This window comes from Bradyrhizobium sp. 155 (assembly GCF_023101105.1).
GTDB lineage: Bacteria > Pseudomonadota > Alphaproteobacteria > Rhizobiales > Xanthobacteraceae > Bradyrhizobium > Bradyrhizobium canariense_D.
Map to the genome: position 1 here is coordinate 1789178 of NZ_CP064704.1, position 21419 is coordinate 1810596.

At 64.0% G+C, this 21419-nt stretch carries 23 protein-coding genes, 1 pseudogene and 1 riboswitch; of the genes and pseudogenes, 6 read left to right on the forward strand and 18 right to left on the reverse strand.

From position 1 onward, the window contains the following. Positions 1-24: 24 nt before the first annotated feature. Positions 25-567, forward strand: coding sequence for an REP-associated tyrosine transposase (locus tag IVA93_RS08715; protein ID WP_247789747.1), 543 nt, complete (start codon positions 25-27; stop codon positions 565-567). Between the two features lie 230 nt (positions 568-797). On the opposite strand, the gene IVA93_RS08720 is transcribed toward IVA93_RS08715, so the two are convergent. Together IVA93_RS08720 and IVA93_RS08725 are read right to left on the reverse strand one after the other, a co-directional pair. Further along, positions 798-1058, reverse strand: a complete 261-nt coding sequence (locus IVA93_RS08720) for a hypothetical protein (RefSeq protein WP_007613673.1) — start codon at positions 1056-1058, stop codon at positions 798-800. 151 nt (positions 1059-1209) lie between these two features. After that, positions 1210-1596, reverse strand: a complete 387-nt coding sequence (locus IVA93_RS08725) for a RidA family protein (RefSeq protein ID WP_018454145.1) — start codon at positions 1594-1596, stop codon at positions 1210-1212. Between the two features lie 449 nt (positions 1597-2045). Between IVA93_RS08725 and IVA93_RS08730 the strand changes: the two genes are divergently transcribed. Further along, positions 2046-2480 carry a hypothetical protein gene (locus IVA93_RS08730; protein WP_018454147.1) on the forward strand — a complete coding sequence of 145 codons (435 nt, stop codon included), beginning with the start codon at positions 2046-2048 and terminating at the stop codon, positions 2478-2480. 117 nt (positions 2481-2597) lie between these two features. Next, the gene (locus IVA93_RS08735) at positions 2598-3326 is read left to right on the forward strand and encodes an SDR family oxidoreductase (RefSeq protein WP_026232675.1); all 729 of its coding nucleotides are present in this window, start codon (positions 2598-2600) and stop codon (positions 3324-3326) included. Here the strand turns inward: IVA93_RS08735 and IVA93_RS08740 are convergent. Next, a pseudogene (locus IVA93_RS08740) lies at positions 3323-3976 on the reverse strand (glutathione S-transferase N-terminal domain-containing protein). The gene IVA93_RS08735 and the pseudogene IVA93_RS08740 sit on opposite strands and share 4 nt — an antisense overlap. 264 nt (positions 3977-4240) lie before the next feature. Between IVA93_RS08740 and IVA93_RS08745 the strand changes: the two are divergent. Further along, complete coding sequence (locus tag IVA93_RS08745) at positions 4241-4678, forward strand: VOC family protein (protein ID WP_018454150.1); 438 nt, start codon at positions 4241-4243, stop codon at positions 4676-4678. Between the two features lie 193 nt (positions 4679-4871). Here the strand turns inward: IVA93_RS08745 and IVA93_RS08750 are convergent, their stop codons facing one another. The 8 genes from IVA93_RS08750 to IVA93_RS08785 form a co-directional block, all read right to left on the reverse strand. Continuing rightward, positions 4872-5384 carry a mismatch-specific DNA-glycosylase gene (locus IVA93_RS08750; RefSeq protein ID WP_018454151.1) on the reverse strand — a complete coding sequence of 171 codons (513 nt, stop codon included), beginning with the start codon at positions 5382-5384 and terminating at the stop codon, positions 4872-4874. A 296-nt stretch (positions 5385-5680) separates the two neighbouring features. Next, positions 5681-5989 carry a hypothetical protein gene (locus IVA93_RS08755; protein ID WP_018454152.1) on the reverse strand — a complete coding sequence of 103 codons (309 nt, stop codon included), beginning with the start codon at positions 5987-5989 and terminating at the stop codon, positions 5681-5683. Between the two features lie 123 nt (positions 5990-6112). Beyond that, positions 6113-8011: a phosphomethylpyrimidine synthase ThiC gene (gene thiC / locus IVA93_RS08760; RefSeq protein ID WP_018454153.1), complete on the reverse strand. Its 1899-nt coding sequence runs from the start codon at positions 8009-8011 to the stop codon at positions 6113-6115. Between the two features lie 202 nt (positions 8012-8213). Continuing rightward, positions 8214-8822 (reverse strand): thiamine phosphate synthase, encoded by a 609-nt coding sequence (locus IVA93_RS08765; RefSeq protein WP_018454154.1) that lies wholly within the window; start codon positions 8820-8822, stop codon positions 8214-8216. Then, positions 8809-9591: a thiazole synthase gene (locus IVA93_RS08770; protein WP_018454155.1), complete on the reverse strand. Its 783-nt coding sequence runs from the start codon at positions 9589-9591 to the stop codon at positions 8809-8811. Before IVA93_RS08770 ends, IVA93_RS08765 begins: the two co-directional genes overlap by 14 nt. A gap of 172 nt (positions 9592-9763) precedes the next feature. Further along, positions 9764-9961, reverse strand: coding sequence for a sulfur carrier protein ThiS (gene thiS / locus IVA93_RS08775; RefSeq protein WP_018454156.1), 198 nt, complete (start codon positions 9959-9961; stop codon positions 9764-9766). Next, positions 9952-10977, reverse strand: a complete 1026-nt coding sequence (locus IVA93_RS08780) for an FAD-dependent oxidoreductase (RefSeq protein ID WP_018454157.1) — start codon at positions 10975-10977, stop codon at positions 9952-9954. The genes thiS and IVA93_RS08780 overlap by 10 nt, the downstream gene beginning before the upstream one ends. Continuing rightward, positions 10965-11093, reverse strand: a riboswitch (TPP riboswitch). (Overlaps the previous gene by 13 nt.) A 53-nt stretch (positions 11094-11146) precedes the next feature. After that, positions 11147-11695 carry a lytic transglycosylase domain-containing protein gene (locus IVA93_RS08785; RefSeq protein ID WP_018454158.1) on the reverse strand — a complete coding sequence of 183 codons (549 nt, stop codon included), beginning with the start codon at positions 11693-11695 and terminating at the stop codon, positions 11147-11149. 235 nt (positions 11696-11930) lie between these two features. On the opposite strand from IVA93_RS08785, the gene IVA93_RS08790 reads away from it, so the two are divergent. Then, entirely contained in the window at positions 11931-12146 is a 216-nt protein-coding gene (locus IVA93_RS08790) for a hypothetical protein (protein WP_018454159.1), read from the forward strand. A gap of 372 nt (positions 12147-12518) precedes the next feature. Next, complete coding sequence (locus tag IVA93_RS08795) at positions 12519-13064, forward strand: PRC-barrel domain-containing protein (RefSeq protein WP_018454160.1); 546 nt, start codon at positions 12519-12521, stop codon at positions 13062-13064. Between the two features lie 101 nt (positions 13065-13165). Here the strand turns inward: IVA93_RS08795 and IVA93_RS08800 are convergent, their stop codons facing one another. The 7 genes from IVA93_RS08800 to IVA93_RS08830 all read right to left on the reverse strand — a co-directional run bounded on the left by IVA93_RS08800 (position 13166) and on the right by IVA93_RS08830 (position 21405). Beyond that, positions 13166-14377 (reverse strand): ABC transporter substrate-binding protein, encoded by a 1212-nt coding sequence (locus tag IVA93_RS08800; RefSeq protein ID WP_018454161.1) that lies wholly within the window; start codon positions 14375-14377, stop codon positions 13166-13168. Positions 14378-14534: 157 nt separating this feature from the next. Continuing rightward, positions 14535-15365 carry an ABC transporter permease gene (locus tag IVA93_RS08805; protein ID WP_018454162.1) on the reverse strand — a complete coding sequence of 277 codons (831 nt, stop codon included), beginning with the start codon at positions 15363-15365 and terminating at the stop codon, positions 14535-14537. Continuing rightward, positions 15362-16624: an ABC transporter permease gene (locus IVA93_RS08810; RefSeq protein WP_247337743.1), complete on the reverse strand. Its 1263-nt coding sequence runs from the start codon at positions 16622-16624 to the stop codon at positions 15362-15364. Before IVA93_RS08810 ends, IVA93_RS08805 begins: the two co-directional genes overlap by 4 nt. Before the next feature lie 32 nt (positions 16625-16656). Further along, complete coding sequence (locus IVA93_RS08815; RefSeq protein WP_018454164.1) at positions 16657-17706, reverse strand: ABC transporter substrate-binding protein; 1050 nt, start codon at positions 17704-17706, stop codon at positions 16657-16659. A 79-nt stretch (positions 17707-17785) separates the two neighbouring features. Further along, positions 17786-18925 carry an ABC transporter ATP-binding protein gene (locus IVA93_RS08820; RefSeq protein ID WP_247337744.1) on the reverse strand — a complete coding sequence of 380 codons (1140 nt, stop codon included), beginning with the start codon at positions 18923-18925 and terminating at the stop codon, positions 17786-17788. A 135-nt stretch (positions 18926-19060) separates the two neighbouring features. Continuing rightward, complete coding sequence (locus IVA93_RS08825; RefSeq protein WP_018454166.1) at positions 19061-20629, reverse strand: DUF4403 family protein; 1569 nt, start codon at positions 20627-20629, stop codon at positions 19061-19063. A gap of 137 nt (positions 20630-20766) precedes the next feature. Then, positions 20767-21405, reverse strand: coding sequence for a Vgb family protein (locus IVA93_RS08830; RefSeq protein ID WP_018454167.1), 639 nt, complete (start codon positions 21403-21405; stop codon positions 20767-20769). Between the last annotated feature and the right edge of the window lie 14 nt (positions 21406-21419).

Consider the following 21419-nt stretch of genomic DNA (forward strand, 5'->3'; position numbering starts at 1 on the left):
CGAGATCCGGGACGGGTCTAGCCCATGGTTTTGTATCGCAGAAATTTTCTTCCCGGCGGCACCTACTTTTTCACTGGAGCGCTCTTCGACCGCAGATGGACCATTTTGATTGAAAACGTTGGCGCCCTGCGTGATGCCTTCCGGGCCGCTCGCAGGGAGCGCCCGTTCGAGGTCGATGCGATCGTGATCCTTCCGGACCATTTGCATGTCGTCATGAGCCTCCCGCCGCATGACGCCGATTTCGCGGGACGTTGGCGAAGGATCAAGGGGCATTTCAGCAGCGCACTACTGCATGCGGGTATCGACGTACCCCGCCACTCCAATGGAGAATTGGCTCTGTGGCAACGACGCTACTGGGAGCACACGGTTCGCGACGAAGATGATTTCGCCCGCCATGTGGATTACATTCACTTCAACCCCGTCAAGCATCGCTACGTCCAGCGCGTTTGTGATTGGCCACATTCGTCCTTTCACCGATATGTGCGGGCGGGATTGCTCTCGGAAGACTGGGCGGGCGATGCCGGCGGAAGCGGGATTGCTTTCGGTGAGCGAGCCGAGGGAGGCTGACCCGGAATTCCCGGATATCGCTTCGCTCATCCGGGCTACGGACGTCAGACTTGGAGTCGGACGCTGGTGCGCCCCGGACAAGATGTGAGTGGGTCCGCCAGCAGGCCAGGTTCAAAGCGGGTGCGCGGAAAGACGCGCGATTTCGGCCGAAAAACCAGCGGCGCGTCCAAAAGAAAAGGGCGGACCGCTTGCGCGATCCGCCCTTTGAAATCCGGTCTGTCGCCTCACGCCTAAAGCGTGCAGCGGCGCTCCGCGCGAAGCTTGATCTGGAGCTCCGAGGCGGCCGTGAAGGTCGGGAGCGGCTTGCTGACGACCTTGTAGGTCGACACGCCCCACTGGAACGGCTTGTACTTGAGGTCCTCGTTCCAGACCTGGCAAATGCCGGTGTTGTCCCAGCGGATCACGTAATAGCCGACTGCCGCAGAGGCCGGCACGGCGAACACGGAGGTGGCGATGCCGGCAACGGCACAAAGGGCGAGAACGCGACGCATGAAATATCTCCTGATGGGAACGTGAGAGGAAACTGGTGCGGCAAATCTGCGTGGCTGGCAAGCGGGGCGGCGACCGTTCACGGATATGTCAGCCGTTGGTCGGCTGTTCGGACGACCCTTATCCCTTGACTATCGCCTGACGATCACACGTCTAACTCTTGGCCAGCGACGCCACCGCCTCGATCTCGATCAGCATCTTCGGATCGGGCAGTGCGTGGACCACGCAGGTGGTGCGGGCAGGGTAAGGCGGCGGGCCGAAGGCGCCGGCATAGAGCGCGTTCATGGCGGCCACGTCGGAGGCGCGGGTCAGCAGCACGTTGACCTTGACGAGATCGCGGATCTCGGCGCCGGCCTCCGCCAGCACGCGCTTGATGTTGATGGCGACATTGGCGAACTGCGCCTCGAAGCCGTCGGGCAGCGCGCCGTTCGCGTCGAAGCCGGGAATGCCGGAGACGAACAGGAGATCGCCTGCGCGCGTGGCAAAGGACAGCGGCGGCGCCTTGACGTGCGGCGGGGGCGCGAAATGCTGGATCGGCATGGGATCACCTCGGATGGAGGGCTGGAAGCGCAAGCGTAGCGGCAGGCCGGGGCGCCTCCAACAAAAAACGCGAAAACAACCCCATGCACAGTAGGCATCCAGCAGGAATCATTGAGCTTTCTTTTTCACTTCGGGAAAACAAAATAATCGTTGCCCCGTCGGGCAAAACAGGGGCAGAATGGCATGATGGCGGGTGAGCGTCTTGTCGCGCCAAACTGCGCCGTCATGCCCCGGCTCGACCGGGGCATCCAGTACGCCGCGGCTTTTCGGTTCACTATCGCTCTCTCTGGAATACTGGATCGCCCGGTTGAACCGGGCGATGACAGTTGAGTGTGTTGCTACAGACCGCGACTCACGCCCATCCCATCATGTTGCCGCCCCGATCCATCGGATAGATTCCGCTCGTTCGATTCGTTTCCCTCCTTGAAGAATAGCCCCCGGAGACTCCCATGAAGTTCGCATCCACCCTCCGCGCCGCGCTGGTCGGCATTGCCGCGCTTGCCGGCCTCTCGACCTCGGCTCTGGCCGACGGCGGCACCGTGGTGCTGACGATCTACAAGGCGGGCTGGATCATCGGCGGCTCCGGCGGCTCGGGCGTGCTGAACTTCCGCGGCCGCGCCTATTCGCTCTCGACCGGCGGGCTCGACTACGGCCTCGTCTTCGGCGGCTCCAAGACCGTGCTGCGCGGCCGCGTCTCCAACATCAACCGGCCCTCCGACATCGCCGGCGTCTATGGCGCCGCCGGTGCGGGCATCGCAGTGGGCCGCGGCGCGCGTGCGATCGTGCTGACCAACCAGAAGGGCGCCGTGCTCGAGCTGTCCGGCACGCAGGTCGGCCTGATGGCGAATGCGGATCTGAGCGGGCTTGCGATCACGCTGCGGTAAGGCCGATGTCGTAGGGGGAAATGGGGCGCAAGCGCCGCGCCCACCATCTCTTCCCGACAATTCCGGCCGGGGTCGCTATACTCACGATCCCAGTGACCTCGGCAAGATGGGGATCCCATGGCGAGAGAGTTGGACGGCAAGGTGGCGGCCGTGACCGGGGCTGCGTCGGGCATCGGATTGGCCAGCACCGAGGCGATGCTGGCCGCCGGCGCGCGCGTGGTGATGGTCGACCGCGCTGAGGCCGCGCTGAAGGCGCTCCGCGACAAGCACGGCGACGCGGTGATCCCGCTGCTCATCGATCTGCTGGACCCAAAAGACTGTGCAACGCTGCTGCCGCGCGTTCTGGAGCAGGCCGGCCAGCTCGATATCCTGCATGCGAATGCCGGCAAGTATGTCGGTGGCGATCTGGTCGATGCCGACACCATGGCGATCGACCGGATGCTGAACCTGAATGTCAACGTCGTGATGAAGAACGTGCATGACGTGCTGCCGCACATGATCGCGCGTGGGACCGGCGACATCATCGTCACGAGCTCGCTGGCGGCGCATTTTCCGACGCCATGGGAGCCGGTCTATGCGTCGTCCAAATGGGCGGTGAACTGCTTCGTCCAGACGGTGCGGCGCCAGGTCTTCAAGCATGGCATCCGCGTCGGCTCGATCTCGCCCGGGCCCGTCGTCAGCGCACTGCTGGCGGATTGGCCACCCGAGAAGCTGAAGGAAGCCAGGGACGCGGGAAGCCTGCTGGAGGCGAGCGACGTGGCTGAGGTCGTGATGTTCATGCTGACACGGCCGCGCGGCATGACCATTCGCGACGTGGTGATGCTGCCGACCAATTTCGATCTTTAGGGCGCCAAGCGTGCCCCGGTGAACACCGCCAATTGCGCATCGAACGCCCGCCTGAACGCGGGCCGCGCTTCGCCGCGAGCCACATAGGCGGCGATATCGGGATATTCATCCAGCAGGCCTCATGTGTTCAACCGGCGCAGCACCGTCACCATCATGAGATCGCCGGCGCTGAACGCACCGTCGAGCCAGTTGGCATCGCCGAGTTGGCGGGACAATTCACCGAGCCTGACACGGACGCGATCCTGCAGCATCGGCAGCCGCGGCGCGTACCAGCTCTTGTCGCGCTCGAACAGCATGGCCATCCCGAGCTCGACGATCGGCGGCTCCAGCGTGCTCAGCGCGGCAAACATCCACGCGATCGCGCGGGCGCGGGCGTGCGGCTCCGTCGGCAGCAGCCCGGCGTGACGCTCGGCGACATGGAGCACGATCGCGCCGGACTCGAACAGGGCGAGATCGCCGTGCTCGTAGGTCGGAATCTGCCCGAATGGATGCAGGGCGAGATGCGCGGGCGCCTTCATGTCCTCGAATGAAACCAGACGGACGTCGTAAGGCTGCCCCACCTCTTCAAGCGCCCAGCGCACCCGCATGTCGCGGGCCTGTCCGCGGCCGCGGTCGGGCGAGTTTGCGAAGGCGGTGATGGTGGGGGGCATCGGGAGGGGCTCCGGGGTTGATCGCGTTTTGCGTTCGGAGGACGAATGGAATGAGTGGATTCCGACAGGTTAATGGGTTTTCGTGGACCCCGTAGCCCCATGAGCGATAGCGATATGCGGGGCAGCTGCGGGCCCCGGATGTCGCTGTCGCTCATCCGGGCTACAAGAAAATCCCGCGGCCACTGTCGGATCGTTGCCCCTGCCTCGTCCTTGGAACACTGGCACCCTGCGGCGCGTCCAGCCGAGGCGAAAGGATACACGTTAATGACATCCATCACGCCGTTTCTCTGGTTCGACAACAACGTGCCGGAGGCCGTCGCCTTCTACAAATCGGTGTTCCCCAACGCCAAGGTCGAGACCGTCAGCGACTTCATGGCGGTGTTCGAGCTCGAAGGCCAGCGCTTCAACGCGCTCAACGGGGGCCCGCAATACAAGTTCAACGAAGCGGTGTCGTTCTTCATCAGCGTGGAGACGCAGGCGGAAGTCGATTATTTCTGGGACAGGCTCACCGCCGACGGCGGCGAGGAGTCCCGCTGCGGCTGGCTCAAGGACAAGTTCGGCCTGTCCTGGCAGGTGATCCCATCAGCGCTCGGCCGCTACCTCGGCGACCCCGACCGCAGCAAGGCGAACCGCGTCATGCAGGCGATGATGCAGATGAGAAAGATTGTGATTGTGGATCTGGATAGGGCGTATGCGGGGTGAACTTGTCGCGGGATACGTTGCCTATTAGGCAGCGTCGTCCCGGCGAAGGCCGGGACCCATACCGCGGAATCCATCGATTACGAATGGTCACTGTACCGGACCTCGAGTCCCCGCCAAACCACTCCCTGGGGTTATGGGTCCCGGCCTTCGCCGGGACGACGCCTGAGGGGGCGAGCGCTATCGCAAATTCACGCTACGCCGCGATCCACGCCGCAAGCTCGCGCCACGGCTCCAGCGTCCAATGCCCTGACGCAGCACCCGACGGCGAGGGCAGGACGAAAATCTCCGGCAAACTCTCATCGCGTGGCTGCCGCCCCAGCGCAATCACGCTCGACGGCGTGCCGTAAAACAAGCTCGCGGCCTTCTTGCTCGTGAACGCAATTGTCCGCGGTCGATACTTCTCGATCTTGGCCCTGAACCCCGGCACGTCGATTGTCTCAGCCGCGATCTGGTGATCCATCCCGGCGCCCGACTTGGAGAGATCGGTGAAGCCGATCCCGAGCTCCAGCAGCGCCGCAAACTCGCCTGGCTGATAGCGCCGCGGCGTGATCCCGGCCTCATGAATCGCGCGCCAGAAGCGGTTGCCGGGATGGGCGTAGTAATGCCCGAGTTGGGCCGAGCGCGTGCTGGCGGCAGTGCCGACGAAGACGAGGCGGAGGTTGGGACGGAGCTGGTCGGGGAGGCGGTGAGGGGATGTATCGGGCACGTCAATTATCCGCGGCTGTAGCCCGCATGAACGGAGTGATATGCGGGGCGGCAAAGACCCGGATGTCGCTGCGCTCATCCGGGCTACGCTTGCCCGCGCTAGTCCGATTTGCGCGTCACACGCACCGCCCGAGCCGCATCTAACTCATAAACTCCGTCGGTGCAGTGGTCTGTCAAAAGATCGAGGCTGAATGATACCCAAGAGTCTCCAATTGCAGACCATGCTTCGCCGGTAAGTTTGGTTTCGTGGACATTGATACTGCGGAAGCTATCCCACGAAATCCGCGGACTAATCCATCACAGGTCATCTGACCGAACCGCGCTAAAATCGACCAACCCTTGGAAAACCACCAGTCCAAGAGCCGGTACCGCAATCACTTGTCCGGTGTCACTTGCAATGTGATCTCTAACTGCACGGTCTTCCGGATCGATAATGCAGGTGTCGCCACACGCGACAACGATCACGTCCCTTCCGTTGGGATGATCGAGCACAGTGGTGCAATCGAAGATGCCTCCCACGAAATTGCCGATCCATGGATCGGAACCCTTGGGATAGAAGCGGACAACCAAACCTTCCCGAAATTCGCGCTCACCGTGTCCGGTCAAAGAGATGGCCGGAGGTCCGTACGGTGGTAGTCTTGGTAGTATTTCAGACCGCATGGGCCGTTCGCATTGCGTTTCCAACTTTGGGGGCGACGATCGTCGCCCCCAAAGTTCGCACGGGCCCGCTCACAACACCCGATTGCTCTCCTTCACCTTCTCCGCATCCAGATACAAGTTCTCGCCCATCTCCTTGAACTTCGCGCTCATCTTAGCCATGCCGTCCTCGGCAGTCCCGCTCATCGACATGCCCACGCCGTTCGGGTCGTTCAGCGTCGCCGCATAATCCCGCACGTCCTGGGTGATCTTCATCGAGCAGAACTTCGGGCCGCACATCGAACAGAAATGCGCGACCTTGTGGGCTTCCTTGGGCAGGGTCTCGTCGTGGAAGTTCTTCGCGGTGTCGGGGTCGAGGCCGAGGTTGAACTGGTCGCTCCAGCGGAAGTCGAAACGGGCGCGGGACAGGGCGTCGTCGCGCAGCTGGGCTGCCGGGTGGCCCTTGGCGAGGTCGCTCGCGTGGGCGGCGATCTTGTAGGTGATGACGCCGACCTTAACGTCGTTGCGATCGGGCAGGCCGAGATGCTCCTTCGGGGTGACGTAGCAGAGCATGGCGCAGCCGAACCAGCCGATCATGGCGGCACCGATGCCCGAGGTGATGTGGTCGTAGCCCGGCGCGATGTCGGTGGTCAGGGGCCCGAGGGTGTAGAACGGCGCTTCGCCGCACTCCTTGAGCTGCTTGTCCATGTTGATCTTGATCTTGTGCATCGGCACGTGGCCGGGGCCTTCGATCATGACCTGGCAGCCCTTGTCCCACGCGATCTTGGTGAGTTCTCCGAGCGTCTCCAATTCGGCGAATTGCGCGCGGTCGTTGGCGTCCGCAATCGAGCCCGGACGCAGGCCGTCGCCGAGCGAGAACGAGACGTCATACTTGCGCATGAGGTCGCAGATCTCGTCGAAATGGGTGTAGAGGAAGCTTTCCTTGTGATGCGCCAGGCACCACTTCGCCATGATCGATCCGCCGCGGCTGACGATCCCGGTGACGCGGTTGGCGGTGAGGTGGATGTATTGCAGGCGCACGCCGGCGTGGATGGTGAAATAGTCGACGCCCTGCTCGCACTGCTCGATCAGCGTGTCCTTGTAGAGTTCCCAGGTCAGCTTGACCGGATCACCGTCGCACTTCTCCAGCGCCTGATAGATCGGAACGGTGCCGATCGGCACCGGCGCGTTGCGCAGAATCCATTCGCGGGTGGTGTGGATGTTGCGGCCCGTCGAGAGGTCCATCACGGTGTCGGCGCCCCAGCGGATCGCCCACACCATCTTCTCGACCTCTTCCTCGACGGATGACGTCACCGCCGAGTTGCCGATATTGGCGTTGATCTTGGTCAGGAAGTTGCGGCCGATGATCATCGGCTCGAGCTCGGCATGGTTGATGTTGCAGGGAATGATGGCGCGTCCCCGTGCGATCTCGCTGCGCACGAACTCCGGGGTGATGAAGGCGGGGACTTGGGCGCCAAAGCTTTCGCCGTCGGCAAGCGCTGCCTCGGCGCGCTCGAGCTGCTCCTTGCGGCCGAGATTTTCACGCGCGGCGACGTAGATCATCTCCTTGGTGATGATGCCGGCGCGGGCGAATTCGAGCTGGGTGATTTTGTGGCCGTCGAGGCCGCGCAGCGGCTGGTGATAGGCCGAGAAGGCACGCGCGGCCTTGTCGGTGGAGACGCTGCCATTGTCCTCCGGCTTGATCTGCCGGCCCTGATATTCCTCGACGCCGCCGCGCTCCAGCACCCAGGCCTTGCGGCCGCGCGCGAGGCCGGCGTTGACATCGATGGTCACGCTCGGGTCGGTGTAGGGACCGGAGGTGTCATAGACGGGCAGGTTCGGCTCGCCGGCGCCTTCAGAGAGGATGATCTCGCGCAGCGGCACGCGCAGGTCAGGCGCGGCGTCGGGCGAGGCGAAGATTTTTCGCGACGAGGGCAGCGGGCCGGTGGTGACGGCGGGGACGGTCTTGTCGGGGTTGGAGCGGATGTTCATGGGATCCTCCGGTTTAATTCGTTGATGTCGCTGTGCGAGAGGCAAATACCGCTGTCATCCCCGCCTAGTGCGCAATTGCGCACGGGAGCGGGGATCCAGTACTCCGAGACGGTGCGGCTGAAGCCGAGAAGCCGCGGCGTACTGGATCGCCCGGTCAAGCCGGGCGATGACAGTGGCGTGCGGGGTGAGAGAGTGAGGCGCATCACGCCGCCTCCGCGGACAGGCCGAGCCATTGCCGCACCCGCGCATCCGGGTCGGCATTTTGCGTGACGTCGGAAACGACGGCGATGGAATCCGCGCCCGCGGCAAAGATCTCCGCGGCGTGCTCGAACTTGATGCCGCCGATCGCGACCAGCGGGATATTGCCGATGCGCTTCTTCCATTCCGTGATCTTTGGAATGCCTTGGGGTTCGAAGCGCATCGATTTGAGCGTGGTGAAGAAGATCGGGCCCAGCGCGACATAGTCGGGCTCGGCGGCGAGCGCGGTGTCCAGCTCGGCATCGTCGTGGGTGGAGACGCCGAGCGACAGGCCGGCCTCGCGGATGGCAGCGAGGTCTGCGTCGGCAAGATCCTCCTGGCCGAGATGCAGATACTTTGCACCGGCGACGATCGCGGCGCGCCAATAGTCGTTGACGACGAGCTTGGCTTGCGTGCCCGCGGTGATCGCCAGCGCATCGGTGACCATCTGCAGCGACTGGGAGTCGTCGAGGTCCTTTGCGCGCAGCTGGATGGTGCCGACGCCGAGCTTGGTCAGGCGCTCGACCCAGGCGAGGCTGTCGACGACGGGATAAAAGCGATCAGGATACGGCATGCCAGAACGGTGTCCCAACGACAGGGGTGGAGGGGGAAGCGAAATCGCGGGCGTTCATCAGCCCGGCCTCAAAAGCGGTGCGTCCGGCCTCGATCCCGAGGCGGAAGGCGTTGGCCATGGCGACGGGATCGGCGGCTTTTGCGATGGCGGTGTTGAGCAGCACGGCGTCGTAGCCGAGCTCGAGCGCCTGCGCCGCATGCGAGGGCGCACCGATGCCGGCGTCGACCACCAGGGTGATATCAGGCAGCCGCTCGCGCATCAGCTTGAGCGCGTCACGGTTGGTAATGCCTTTCGCGCTGCCGATCGGCGCCGCCCACGGCATCACCACCTTGCAGCCGGCATCGACCAGGCGGTTCGCGATCGAGAGATCCTCGGTGCAATAGGGGAACACCTCAAAACCGTCCTTGATCAGGATGGTCGCGGCTTCGACCAGGCCGACCACGTCGGGCTGCAGCGTGTCGTTGTCGGCGATGACTTCGAGCTTGATCCAGCTCGTGCCGAATAGTTCGCGCGCGAGCTTGGCCGTCGTCACCGCCTCGCGCACGCTGCGGCAGCCGGCGGTGTTCGGCAGCACGGTGACGTCGAGCTCGCGGATCAGATTCCAGAACGCATCGCCGGTCTTGCCACCAGCGGATTCGCGCCGCAGCGACACCGTGACGATGTTCGAGCCCGAGGCGCGGATCGCCGACTGCATGATCGCAGGCGAGGGATAGAGCGCGCTGCCGATCAGGAGGCGGGAGGGGAAGGTTTTGCCGTAGAAGGTCACCATGGGGTGTCTCTCCAAATGACACTGTCATCCCCGCCTAGTGCGCAAATTGCGCACGGGGGGCGGGGATCCAGTATTCCAGAGGCGGTGCGGTTAGAACCGAGACGCCGCGGCGTACTGGATCGCCCGGTCGAGCCGGGCGATGACAGCGGAGTGTACGGCGAGCGCATCCCCGTCACCCTCCCTGCCGCGGCGTGATGATCTCGATCTCGTCGCCGGCCTTCAGCGCCGTCTCGGCCCAGCGGCTCTTCGGCACGACGTCATAGTTGAGTGCGATCGCGAAATGGGTGCCCTCGTAGTCAAGCTCGGCGAGCAGCGCATCGACGCTGGCCGAGTTTACCTCGCGATGCTCACCGTTCACGATCACGCGCATTGCATCACCTCATTGTCGATCTGGCCGCGCTCGACAAAGCTCAGCGTCAGCTCGGCAAGCGCCGGCGCGAGCAGGAAGCCGTGGCGGTAGAGGCCGTTCACGCTGATCGTGTTGCCGCGAATGCCGATGCGCGGCAGATTGTCGGGAAAAGCGGGGCGCAGGCCGGAGCCGAATTCGACGATGCGGGCCTCGCCGAAGGCGGGATGCACGGCATAGGCCGCGCCCAACAGCTCCAGCGCCGAGCGGACGCTGACGCCGGTGTCCTCGGCCTCGATCGAGGTCGCGCCGAGCATGAACAGATTGTCCTCGCGCGGGATCACATAGAGCGGCCAGCGCGGATGGATCAGCCGCACCGGCCGCGCAAGCTGCACCTCGCTGGTCTCGATCAGGATCATCTCGCCCTTGACGCCGCGCAAGCCAGGCTGCTCGTCGCGCGCAGCAAGGCCGCGGCAGTCGATCACGATGCCTTTAGGATCAAGTTTTGCGAGTTCGGCCGGGGCGACATCGCTTTCGAATTTGATGGTGCCGCCGGCGGCGCGGATGCGCTCGTGCAGTTTCGGCAGCACGCGGCGCGGCTCGACATGACCCTCGGTCGGGAAGAACAACGCGTCGCGGAAGCGGCCTTCGAGCGACGGCTCGAGCTCGGCAAGGCCGGCGGCATCGAGCCGGCGATGGCCTTCGGTCATCCGGGCGAAACGTTCGAAATCGTTGCGCTCGCGCGGGTGGGCAACGACCAGCGAACCGTTGAAAGGCGTGTCGGGCAATTCGCGCCGCCAGATGTCGAGCGAGCGCAGGCCGAGCCTGGAGATGATCGGTTCGGAAACTTCCGCCTCGCAATAGGGCGCGAGCATGCCGCCGGCCCAATGGCTGGTGGCATCGGTCATGTCGGCCTCACCGCGCTCGTGCAAGGTGACGGCGTGGCCGGCCTGCGCGAACAGCAAGGCCTGCCAGGCGCCTGCGATGCCTGCGCCGATGATGGATACCGGGGAATCCGGTCGCTTGGTCGTCTGCAACATCCCTGTCCCTTCGCCGGCATGACCCGGATCAGGTTCAAAGGGTCACCGCGGTCCTGGGCGGATTTGCCCATTTAGCGGTATCTCAGCTCCTCCTCGGAGCACCCCTCGGAACGGCTCTAATGTATGCCAGCAGGGCAGGGTGGTCAACGCGCTTGGGCGGGAACCGCGCTTACCTGGGCGCCTGCGCCCGGGCGTTGCGGACGCGCTGGGCGAGCTTGCGGTGCGGCGCGGCGCCGAATATCGGCTGCGGATTGCCGTTCGGCTCGAGCCAAGGGGCGCCCATATTGGCCTCGCTCGTATTGGCGACCTGCACGGCCTCCTGCCGCTGCCGCTTTGCGGCGTAGTAATAGCCGCCGGCGAAATAACGCACGGCGCGGGCGTGATCGCCATTGGCGGCGTGATAGGCGCCGGCGAGATATTTCACGGCATAGGTGAGGTTGGTATTGGGATCGCGCAGGCCGGCGGCGTCGCCGGTGTAGCCGACCCCGCGCGCGGTCGCGAGCTTGATCTGGATCAGCCCGATGGTGCCGCCATGGCCGATCAGGCCGGGCTGGTAGCGGCTCTCGCGCATGATGACGCGATGCACCAGCGCCTCCGGCACACCGTTGGCGCGCGCATGGGCCGCGACCATCTCGGCGTACTCCGTCTGGCCCGCGAATGCGGCCTGCGGCAACGTCAGTCCGGCCGCGAGCAGCGCGGCAACATGTAAAATTTTCATCAAATGTTCCTCGGCACCGCTCACCTGCGCCCGCTCGCGTTAGGCCCCGCGAACGCGGCGATGATGTGGCGAAACGCCTCCGATTACGTTTTTGCAGCGCAGAGCCGTCATTCGGACGCAAGGCCGGCGTAGGGCTTGTCATGCAGACGAAGCCGTCATTCGCGACAGCGGGCCTGTCTATTCGCGTGTGGGCCCGAAAGCGAGTAAGAGAGCGGCGCAAATCGGGAGAGGTGCCATGACAAAAGCAAACGTGGTGAAGGCACACATCGGCGACATTCCCAGGCAAAATCCCTGTGCGCAATGCGGCGCGCCGATCCCCCAACCTGATTGGATCGAGGCGGGCGACGGACGCATCTCCTATCTTTGGACATGCCGTGCTTGCAATTATCGCTTCGAGGCGGTTGCGATTTTTGATGAGGGAGCCGTCGCGCACCCGCCGCTTGCGGCCTGAGGTTTAGTCTTCGGGCATGATCTTTTCGGAAAACCGCTGCACACTTTGCGCTGGCGCGGCCCTTCGGGTCCGGATCATGGCTTAAGCCGCAAGCTGCGGCTGCTGCCGTACCGGCAATTGCATCCGCACGATCGGCCCATGCGGCTCCGGGTCGTGCAGCGACAGTTCGCCGCCGTGGGCGATCGCGATCGCGCGCGCCGCATGAATTTATCGACGAAATCGTGCGCTGCGAAATGTTCCTGAGTGACTTAGGAACAATTGAACGCAGCCCAGATGCTCGCGCAGCACGCGACGAAATTGCAGCACGCGCGGAACTGGGACTGATCCGAGCTGTTTTCTCCGCACAAGTTTTCTGCTGAAGGAGAGGACAATATGTTGATGAAATCGATCGCGGCCGGTCTTGCCGGTACCGCACTGCTCGCAACCGTTGCGTTCGCGCAAAATCCGACCGCCACCACCGACAAGGCGCCGGCTGCCGCGGCGACGACGACCACCACGACCGCGTCGGGACAGTGGCGTACGTCCAAGATGGACGGCATCAAGGTCTATAACGACGCCAATGAGAACATCGGCTCGATCAACGATCTGCTGATGGACAAGAGCGGTAACATCAAGATCGCCGTGATCGGCGTCGGCGGCTTCCTCGGCCTGGGCGAGCATCTGGTTGCGGTGCCCTTTGAGAAGCTGAAATTCGTCAACGAGGCGGTTGCCTACACCGGCGCTGCCGGGAACAACCCGAACAGCGCAGCCAACCGGCCCGCGGCGACTACCACGACGGGTGCTGCGACCGGCACCGACAACAAGCCCGCGACGACGACGACGGCCACGTCCGCGTCGAAATGGTATCCGGACCACGCCGTGTTCAATGCGAGCAAGGACGAGTTGAAGAACATGCCCGAGTTCAAATACTCGGAGTAACGCGGCTCTGAACGGCTAAACGAAGCGCGCCCGGTTTTTGCCGGGCGCGCTGTCGTGCTCTTCCCAACCTCTCCCCGCAAGCGGGAAGAGGGAGAAGAACTTCAGTGCGTCACCAGCGGGCAGCCGCCCTTGTCGAGCGGACGGAAGGCCTCGTCGCCGGGCACGGTGGCGATCAGCTTGTAGAGGTCCCACTCGCCCTTGGAGTCCTCGGGCTTCTTGACCTCGAACAGATACATGTCGTGGACCATGCGGCCGTCGATGCGGATCTTGCCGTTCTTGGCGAAGAAGTCGTTGACCGGTGTCTTGCGCATCTGCTCCATCACCTTCGGTGCCTCGTCGGTCTTGATGGCGTCGATCGCCTTCAGGTAATGCATGGTCGCGGAATAGAGCCCCGCCTGGATCATGGTCGGCATGTGACCGACCTTCTCGTTGAAGCGCTTGGAGAAGGCGCGCGTCTCCTCGTTGGTGTCCCAGTAGAACGCGTCGGTGATGATCAGGCCTTGCGTCGACTTGATGCCGAGCGAATGAACGTCGGTGATCTCCATGAGCAAGGCGATCATCTTCTGGCCGCCCTCCGTCAGGCCGAACTCGGCCGCCTGTTTCAGCGCATTGGTGGTGTCGCCGCCGGCATTGGCCAGTGCGACCACCTTGGCCTTGGAGGCCTGGGCCTGGAGCAGGAAGGAGGAGAAGTCCGACGAGTTGAGCGGATGGCGGACCTCGCCGAGCACCTTGCCGCCGCTCTCCTTGACGACGTTGGCGGCGTCGCGCTGCAGCGCCATGCCGAAGGCGTAGTCGGCGGTGACGAAGAACCAGGTGTCCTCGCCGCGCTTGACCATCGCCTTGCCGGCGACGTTCGACAGCGCATAGGTGTCGTAGGTCCAGTGCACCGTGTTGGGCGAGCAGGCGACGCCCGTGATATCGGATGAGCCGCCGCCGGAATTGATGTGGATCTTGTTCTTCTCGCGCGTCAACGCCGAGATCGGCAGCGCCACCGACGAGGTCGGCACGTCGAAGATCGCGTCGACCTTGTCGTTGTCGTACCAGTTGCGGGCGATGTTGACGCCGACGTCGGGCTTGTTCTGGTGATCGGCGGAGACCACCTGCACGGGCTTGCCCGCGACTTTGGCGCCGTAATCGGCGACCGCCATCTCCACGGCGGCGAGCGAGCCCTTGCCGGTCGCGTCCGCATAGAGGCTCGACATGTCCGTGAGCACGCCGATCTTGACGACGTCGTCGGAAATCTGCGCCTGGGCGGCGCCTGACGTGGCGGCGAGCGCGAGACCGGCCGCGATCGCGGCGATGAGCTTTTGCATTTTGTTTCTCCCTCAGCGTTGTTGTTTGGGTTTTGTTGCGGGGACCGTTCTAACGACAATCGGTCCCCGGAGCAAAGCCCGAGAATGCGCGAGGAGGGTTGAGAAATAAGCAGGGCGCGGCAGTGTTTTCACCCTCTCCCCGGGAGAAGGAAGAAGCTCACGCGCTGCTGCCCTTGAGCCGTTCGTTGCGCCGGCGCAGGCCTTCCAGGGTGGCGAGCAGGATGACCGAGACCGTCGTCAGGATCACCGCTGCCGCCGTGATGGTCGGGCTGATGTTCTCGCGGATGCCGCTGAACATCTCGCGCGGCAGGGTGCGCTGCTCGGGACCTGCCATGAACAGCACGATCACCACCTCATCGAAGCTGGTCGCGAAGGCGAACAGGGCCCCCGATGCCACGCCGGGCAGGATCAGCGGCAGGATCACGCGGCGGAAGGCGTCAAGCGGCGAGGCACCGAGCGAGGCGGCAGCGCGGGCCAGATTGGTGTCGAAGCTCTGCAGCGTCGCGCCGACCGTGATGACGACGAAGGGCGTCGCCAGCGCGGTGTGGGCCAGGATCAAGCCGAGATAGCTGCCGGTCAATCCGATCGGCGCGAAGAAGAAATAGAGACCGACCGCGGTGATAACCCCGGGCACGACGACCGGCGACAGCACGAAGGCCAGCACGAGCGGCTTGAACCGGCTCTTCCACTGCGCCAGCCCTAACGCCGCCAGCGTGCCGAGCACCATCGACAGCAGGGTCGAGGCGACACCGATGATCATGCTGTTCTTCAGCGAATTCATCCAGCGCGGCGAATTGATGAAGTCGTCGTACCAGCGCAGCGAGAGGCCCGGCAGCGGATAGGTGAGGTACGAGCCCGAGCTGAACGACAGCGGCATGATCGCAAGGATCGGCGCAATCAGGAAGATGAACACCAGCGTGGAGATCACGATGGTCGCGGTCCACGCAATGCGCTGGCTCGGCGTGCGGATGGAGGAATTGTCGCTCAATTCTTCATCCCTCCCGTGACCTGCTGTCCCTGCACCAGCTTTCCGTAGACGAGCGCGAGCAGAATAGTGGCGAGCAGCAGCACCGCACCCAGTGCCGAAGCAAGGCCCCAATTGGCCGTCTCGGTCGTGTAGAGCGCGATGAAGTAGCTGATCATTTGATCGGCGGCGCCCCCGACGAGTGCCGGCGTGATGTAATAGCCGAGCGCCAGGATGAAGACGAGCAGGCTTCCCGCGCCGATGCCCGGCAGCGTCTGAGGCAGGTAGATCCGCAGGAAGGCGGTGAGGGGTGGTGCACCGAGCGAGGCGGCGGCACGCATGTAAGCAGGCGAGATCGCCTTCATGCTGCTGTACAGCGGCAGGATCATGAACGGCAGGAGAACGTGGGTCATGGCCACGCAGACACCAAAGCGGTTGTAGATCAGGCGCAACGGCTCGTCGATGATGCCAAGCCAGAGCAGGCTGTCGTTCACGACGCCTTTGCTCTGCAACAGAACGATCCAGGCGCAGGTGCGGACCAGCAGCGACGTCCAGAACGGCAGCAGGACGAAGATCATCAGCAAATTCGACCGGCCGGGCGGCAGCGCGGCCAGCAAGTAGGCGACCGGAAAGCCAAGGATCAGGCACAGCACCGTGACACTGAGGCTGATGAGGAAGGTGCGGACGAAAATGTCGCGGTAGATGGCCTGATCCGGCGGGGCTGCGACAATCGCGCCGTCGACGTTCCGCGTCAGATCGAGCGCCGACAAAAGATAGAAGCCGGTCATGGGACCACTGGCGTCCTTGATCGTGGTCCAGGTGGCGCGTTCGCGCCAGGCCGGATTGATCTTGCCCAGCGTCTCCCTGGCCGTGCCGGGCTCGGGCGCAGTCTTCAGATTGCGTGCGGTGCTGGTCAGGATCGTGCGGAAGCCGTTCAGTGCGTAGTTGAGCCGCTTGGCCGCGATCGCAATGGTGCCGGAATCGCGCGCCGCCATGATGTCGCCCGCCAGCGCCGCGTAGGCCTTTTCGTCCGGCAGATCCCTGCCGTCCCAACTGGCGAGAGCCGAGATGGTCTGAGGCAGAACCAGACGCACCTCGCGGTCATCGACGGCACGCCACAGCATGCCGGCGATGGGCCCAGCGAAGGTGAAGAGCAGGAAGACGAGAAGCGGCAGAACCAGCGCCAATGCTTTGACCTGGCGTGCTCGCTCCGCCCGCCGCAATCGGCGCTTGAGCGGCACCTCGGTCGGGCCATGGGCGCCGGTCAAGAGCGCATCCGTCATTGGTTTAACCTTGGGTCGAGCTTTGTGGGACGCTATTTCGCGGCCCATTTGTTGAAGCGCTCGGTCAGGCGGTCGATGTTCTCGAGCCAGAAGGCAACATTGATCTCGACCGCATTCTTGATGTTGTCAGGCGCTGTCGGCAGGTCCTTCAGAACAGCAGGCGCGAGCAGGGCGGCTGCGTCCTTGTTCGAGGTGCCATAAGCAATGTTCTCCGACAGTTTCGACTGGTTCTCAGCCTTGCCGACGAAGTCCAGGAACTTGTAGGCCGCGTCCTTGTTCGGGCTGCCTTTCAGGATCACCCAAGTGTCGAGGGTGAAGAGCGCTCCGTCCCAGACCATGCCAAAATTCTTCTTCTCGTTCTTGTTCGCGGTGTCGATGCGGCCATTGTAGACCGAGGTCATTGCCACCTCGCCGGAGGCGAGCAATTGCGGCGGCTGAGCGCCGGCCTTCCACCAGACGATGTCGCCCTTGATGGTGTCCAGCTTCTTGAACGCGCGCTCGACGCCCTCGTCGGTCGCCAGCACCTTGTAGACGTCCTTCGGCGCGACGCCGTCGGCCATGAGGGCGATCTCCAGCGTGGTCTTCGGCCCCTGACGCAGGGCACGCTTGCCCGGGATCCTCTTGGTGTCGAAGAAGTCGGCCCAGCCCTTCGGGGCCTCCTTGAGCTTGTCCTTGTCGTAGCCGAGAACGAAATCGTAGAGGATGGCGCCGACGCCGCAAGGATTGACCGACGGTGGGATATAGGCGGCCTCGCCGCCGATCTTCGAATAGTCGAGCTTTTCGAACAGGCCTTCCTCGCAGCCAACCGCCAGCTCGTCGCTCTCGACCTGGACGACGTCCCAGGTGGCGGCACCACCCTGCACCTTGGCGCGCAACACGCCGACGCCGCCGTCCCAGGACTCGTCATTCAAGGGAACACCGATCGCTTTCTTGAAGGGCTCGAAATAGACCTTCTTCTGGGCATCCTGATAGGCGCCGCCCCACGACACAACGGTGAGGTCACGCGCCTGCGCGACCGTGGCCAGCGTCGCGCTGGCGGTGAATGCCGCGGCCAAACCCAGAATAATCTTGCGCTTCAGCATGTCTTTGTTCCTTCTTCACGTGACGTTGAGCTTGGTCGGTGCAGGTCCGCCCACGGTGGAGCGATGCTGCATGGTCGGATCAGACGGGATCGAGGGCCAGGCAATCCTCCGGGCGGAAGGTGATGAACACGTCATCGCCAGGTCTCAGGCTGTCAGCTGTGAGGCTGCCAGCTCTCAGGCTGTCATGCGTCCCCGGCTGAAGCTTGACCATAAATTCCCTGTTGTCGGCGACGTCGAGCACGGCCAGCGCGTGGTCGCCGAGGTAGATGGTGTTCTGCACCTTGGCCGGCAGTCGGTTCGGTTCGTCGCCGGAGGTGCCATCCGGGATGATGGCGATCCGCTCCGGCCGCACCGACAGCGAGGTCGATGCGCCCGCGCCTGATACGTTGACCGCTCGTGCGGTCACGGCGCCGCCGCCCGCCAGCACAACGCGGCAATATTGTTTCTCGACCGTCTCGACGGTGCCGGCCAGCACATTGTTCTCGCCGATGAAATGGGCGACGAAGCTGTTCACCGGATGCTCATACAGCGCGGCGGGCCTGTCGATCTGCTGCACGATGCCGTCGTTGAATACGGCGATGCGATCCGACATGGTGAGCGCTTCACTTTGATCGTGGGTGACGTAGACGACGGTGATGCCCATCGTCTCGTGCAGTTGCTTGATCTCCAGTTGCATCTGCTCCCGCAGGCGCTTGTCCAGGGCGCCAAGCGGCTCGTCCATCAGCACGAGTTGCGGATTGAAAACCAGGGCGCGGGCCAGTGCCACGCGCTGCTGTTGACCGCCGGACAGCTGCCCGGGCCGCCGCTGCGCCAGAGTTTCCATCTTGATCATGCGCAATGCCGCTTTGACACGATCCTGCGCTTCGGCCTTGTTCGTGTTGCGAACGGAGAGCGGGAAGGCGATATTCTCCGCAATCGTCAGGTGCGGAAACAGGGCATAGTTCTGGAACACCATGCCGATGTCGCGCTTGTGTGCCGGCACGTTCTTGATCGGTCGGTCCGCGAGGAAGATCTCGCCATGGGTCGGAACCTCGAAACCCGCCAGCATCATCAGGGTGGTCGTCTTGCCCGAGCCCGACGGACCAAGCAGGGTGACGAACTCGCCCTTCCTGATGTCGAGATCGAGGTTTTTCACCACGAGGTGCTCGCCATCATAGGTCTTCTGAATGCCGGAAAAGCGCACCAGCGCCGGCGCAGGCGTAACCATGCCGGCTTCCATGTCGTCCTCGCGTTGTCAGCCACAGTGCTGTCAGCACCCCGTCCCCGGGGTGCGAGGAACAGCTTAGCATCGTCCGACCAGATTGCCAGCGGCGCAAGCGACTGCGCGCACGGACCCGTCGGGAAAAGGCGCGCGCTACATCCCCGACAGCTTCGTCACGGATACATTCAGCGAGCCCCCGGCTTCCGCGATCACGCGCAGCGTCTTGGAGTCGAAGGCGATGTCGGCGAGGCTCAGGCTGTCGATCTTCGCCTCGACCTTGATGCCATCCTCGTTCTTCTGATAGTCGGCGATCGCGGCGGCGATCTTCTCGCGTGCATTGGCGGCAATCGGCTTCAGATCGACCGTCGCTTTCTGCACCAGCGCCTGCTGCATCTGCGGCACCACCGCGCGCGCCGCGGCACCCAGCAGGCCGAAGGCCGCCTCGGATTCCACGGCGAGCTGGATGTCGGCGAGCCGCAGCGTCTGCTGCGCCTGGTCGAGCATCGGCCGGCCCCAGATGTGCACGGTCGCTTCGGCGCCGAGACCAAGCCAGCTCTTCTTCTCCTTGGCGCGCACCAGCAGCGAGATCAGGAGGCGCTCGCCCGACGGGATCACGTTGACGCTCTTGACGGTGACATCGACCGGGCCGGAGCCGTCCTCGGGATAGGTGTGGCCGACCATCTGCGCCGCGATGAGCTTGTTGATCTCGGTGAAGGGCACGTCGATCGGCACGCCAATGTTCACACCGGTGCCGGTCGGCGGCACGATCGAGATCTTGTCGGGGAACGGGCAGTCGGGCTTGGTCGGCGTCGAGATCACGCGCGTCTCGAGCTCGAGGCCAAGCAGCAGCGTCACGTTCTGTGCGTCGACGCGCGGCTGTGCCGCGATGGCGCGGGTCGGCTTCATCTCGAGCCAAAGCGGCGGCAGCGCGGCGGAAGACCCCGAGCCTTGCAGCGGGATCGAGCGGCAGGCCTTGGCCCATTGCAGCTTCGCGTTGTCCCGCAAGGTCGGATCGTTGCGCATGCGTTCGGAGACGGCGTTGATCTGTTCGCCGACGGTCTTGTCGATCAGCGGCTTCACCTGCGCAGGCACGTTGACCTTGGCGCCCGAAATGTTGAGGTTGGTATCGCCAAGATTGACCTGGGCGCCGAGATTGGGCTCGAGATGCCAGTTGGCGGCGAGCTTCGGCCGCGAGGTAACGACGACGTTGCCCTTGATCTCGGCGCTGGCGTTCAAATTCTTGATGTTGACCGCGCCGATCTGTTTCGCGGCATTGCCGCCGAGCACGCTGCCGAGCGCCTCGCCGAGCGCGCCGGTGGCTTTCGACGACAGCGAGCCCGTCACGTTCAGCTTGCCCGTGAGCGGCGTCGAGATCGTCAGCACGTCCTTGTCGCCGGCAGTCGCCATCGGTCCGCGTACCGCCGACCAGCCGATGTCGCCGTTCTCCAGGATTTGCGAAATCGGGTTCTCGGCCTTGCCGGCGAAATTGCGCGGAGCGGCCTTCTCGGCCTGCTCGCGGATCGCCGACAGCGCGATGGCGACCGGCGCCACCACGATCGAGCTCTTCGAGACCGGCGGCAGCGGCGGCAATTGCGCGACCGGCGGTGCGGAATTCGTCGCCCGCGGCGACAGCCAGTCCATCGCCTTCAGGCTGATGAAAAACGACGCCGCGAGCACCGCGACGGCGATCAGGACAGTTTTTAAGTTCAGCGTCAGTCGCATCAATCCCCCAGGCCGCCCCGGGGCAGAAGTCTACAGGGCAGGCAAGGAGGGCGCTAGAGCCCACCGATGGGGTGGAATTGGGGCAAACATATTAACGGCCGCGAACGCACCGTTGCCGCGCATTCGTCCTCGCGTACCTAGCCGCGCTTCGGACGGCGCACCGCCCTCACATTGCCGCGATCTCCGCCACCGCAGAAGAAACGGTCGCCGCCATCGGACTCCAATCCTGACACCATCGTCCCGGCGGGCAGGTCGAGTTGCTCCAGCACCTTGCCCGTCTCGGGGTCGATCCGCCTGATGTCGCTGTCCTCGCCTTCCCAAGTGCCGTGCCAGAGCTCGCCGTCGACCCAGGTCACGCCGGTGACGAAGCGCTTGCTTTCGATGGTGCGGAGAATTTTTCCCGTCTGGGGATCGACCTGATGGATCTTGCGCTCCCGATACTGTCCGACCCAGAGCGAGCCCTCGGCCCAGGCCAGTCCGGAATCGCCACCGCCGCCGGGTGCCGGGATGGTGGCGAGCACCTTGCCGGTCACAGCGTCGATCTTCTGGATGCGGTCCTCGGCGATCTGGAACAGGTGGCGGCCGTCGAACGCCGTTCCCGCATGCGCGGCGACATCGATGGAGCGGGTGATGTTGCCATCGGCCGGGTCGACCGCGTTCAATCTGTCGCCGGATGCGAACCACATAAGGCTGCCGTCATAGGTGACGCCGTGCACGGCTTCGACGCCTGCATAGGGCCCGTATTCCCTGACGATCTCGGCGGCTGAACGTTTCATCTGCTCGGTCCCTG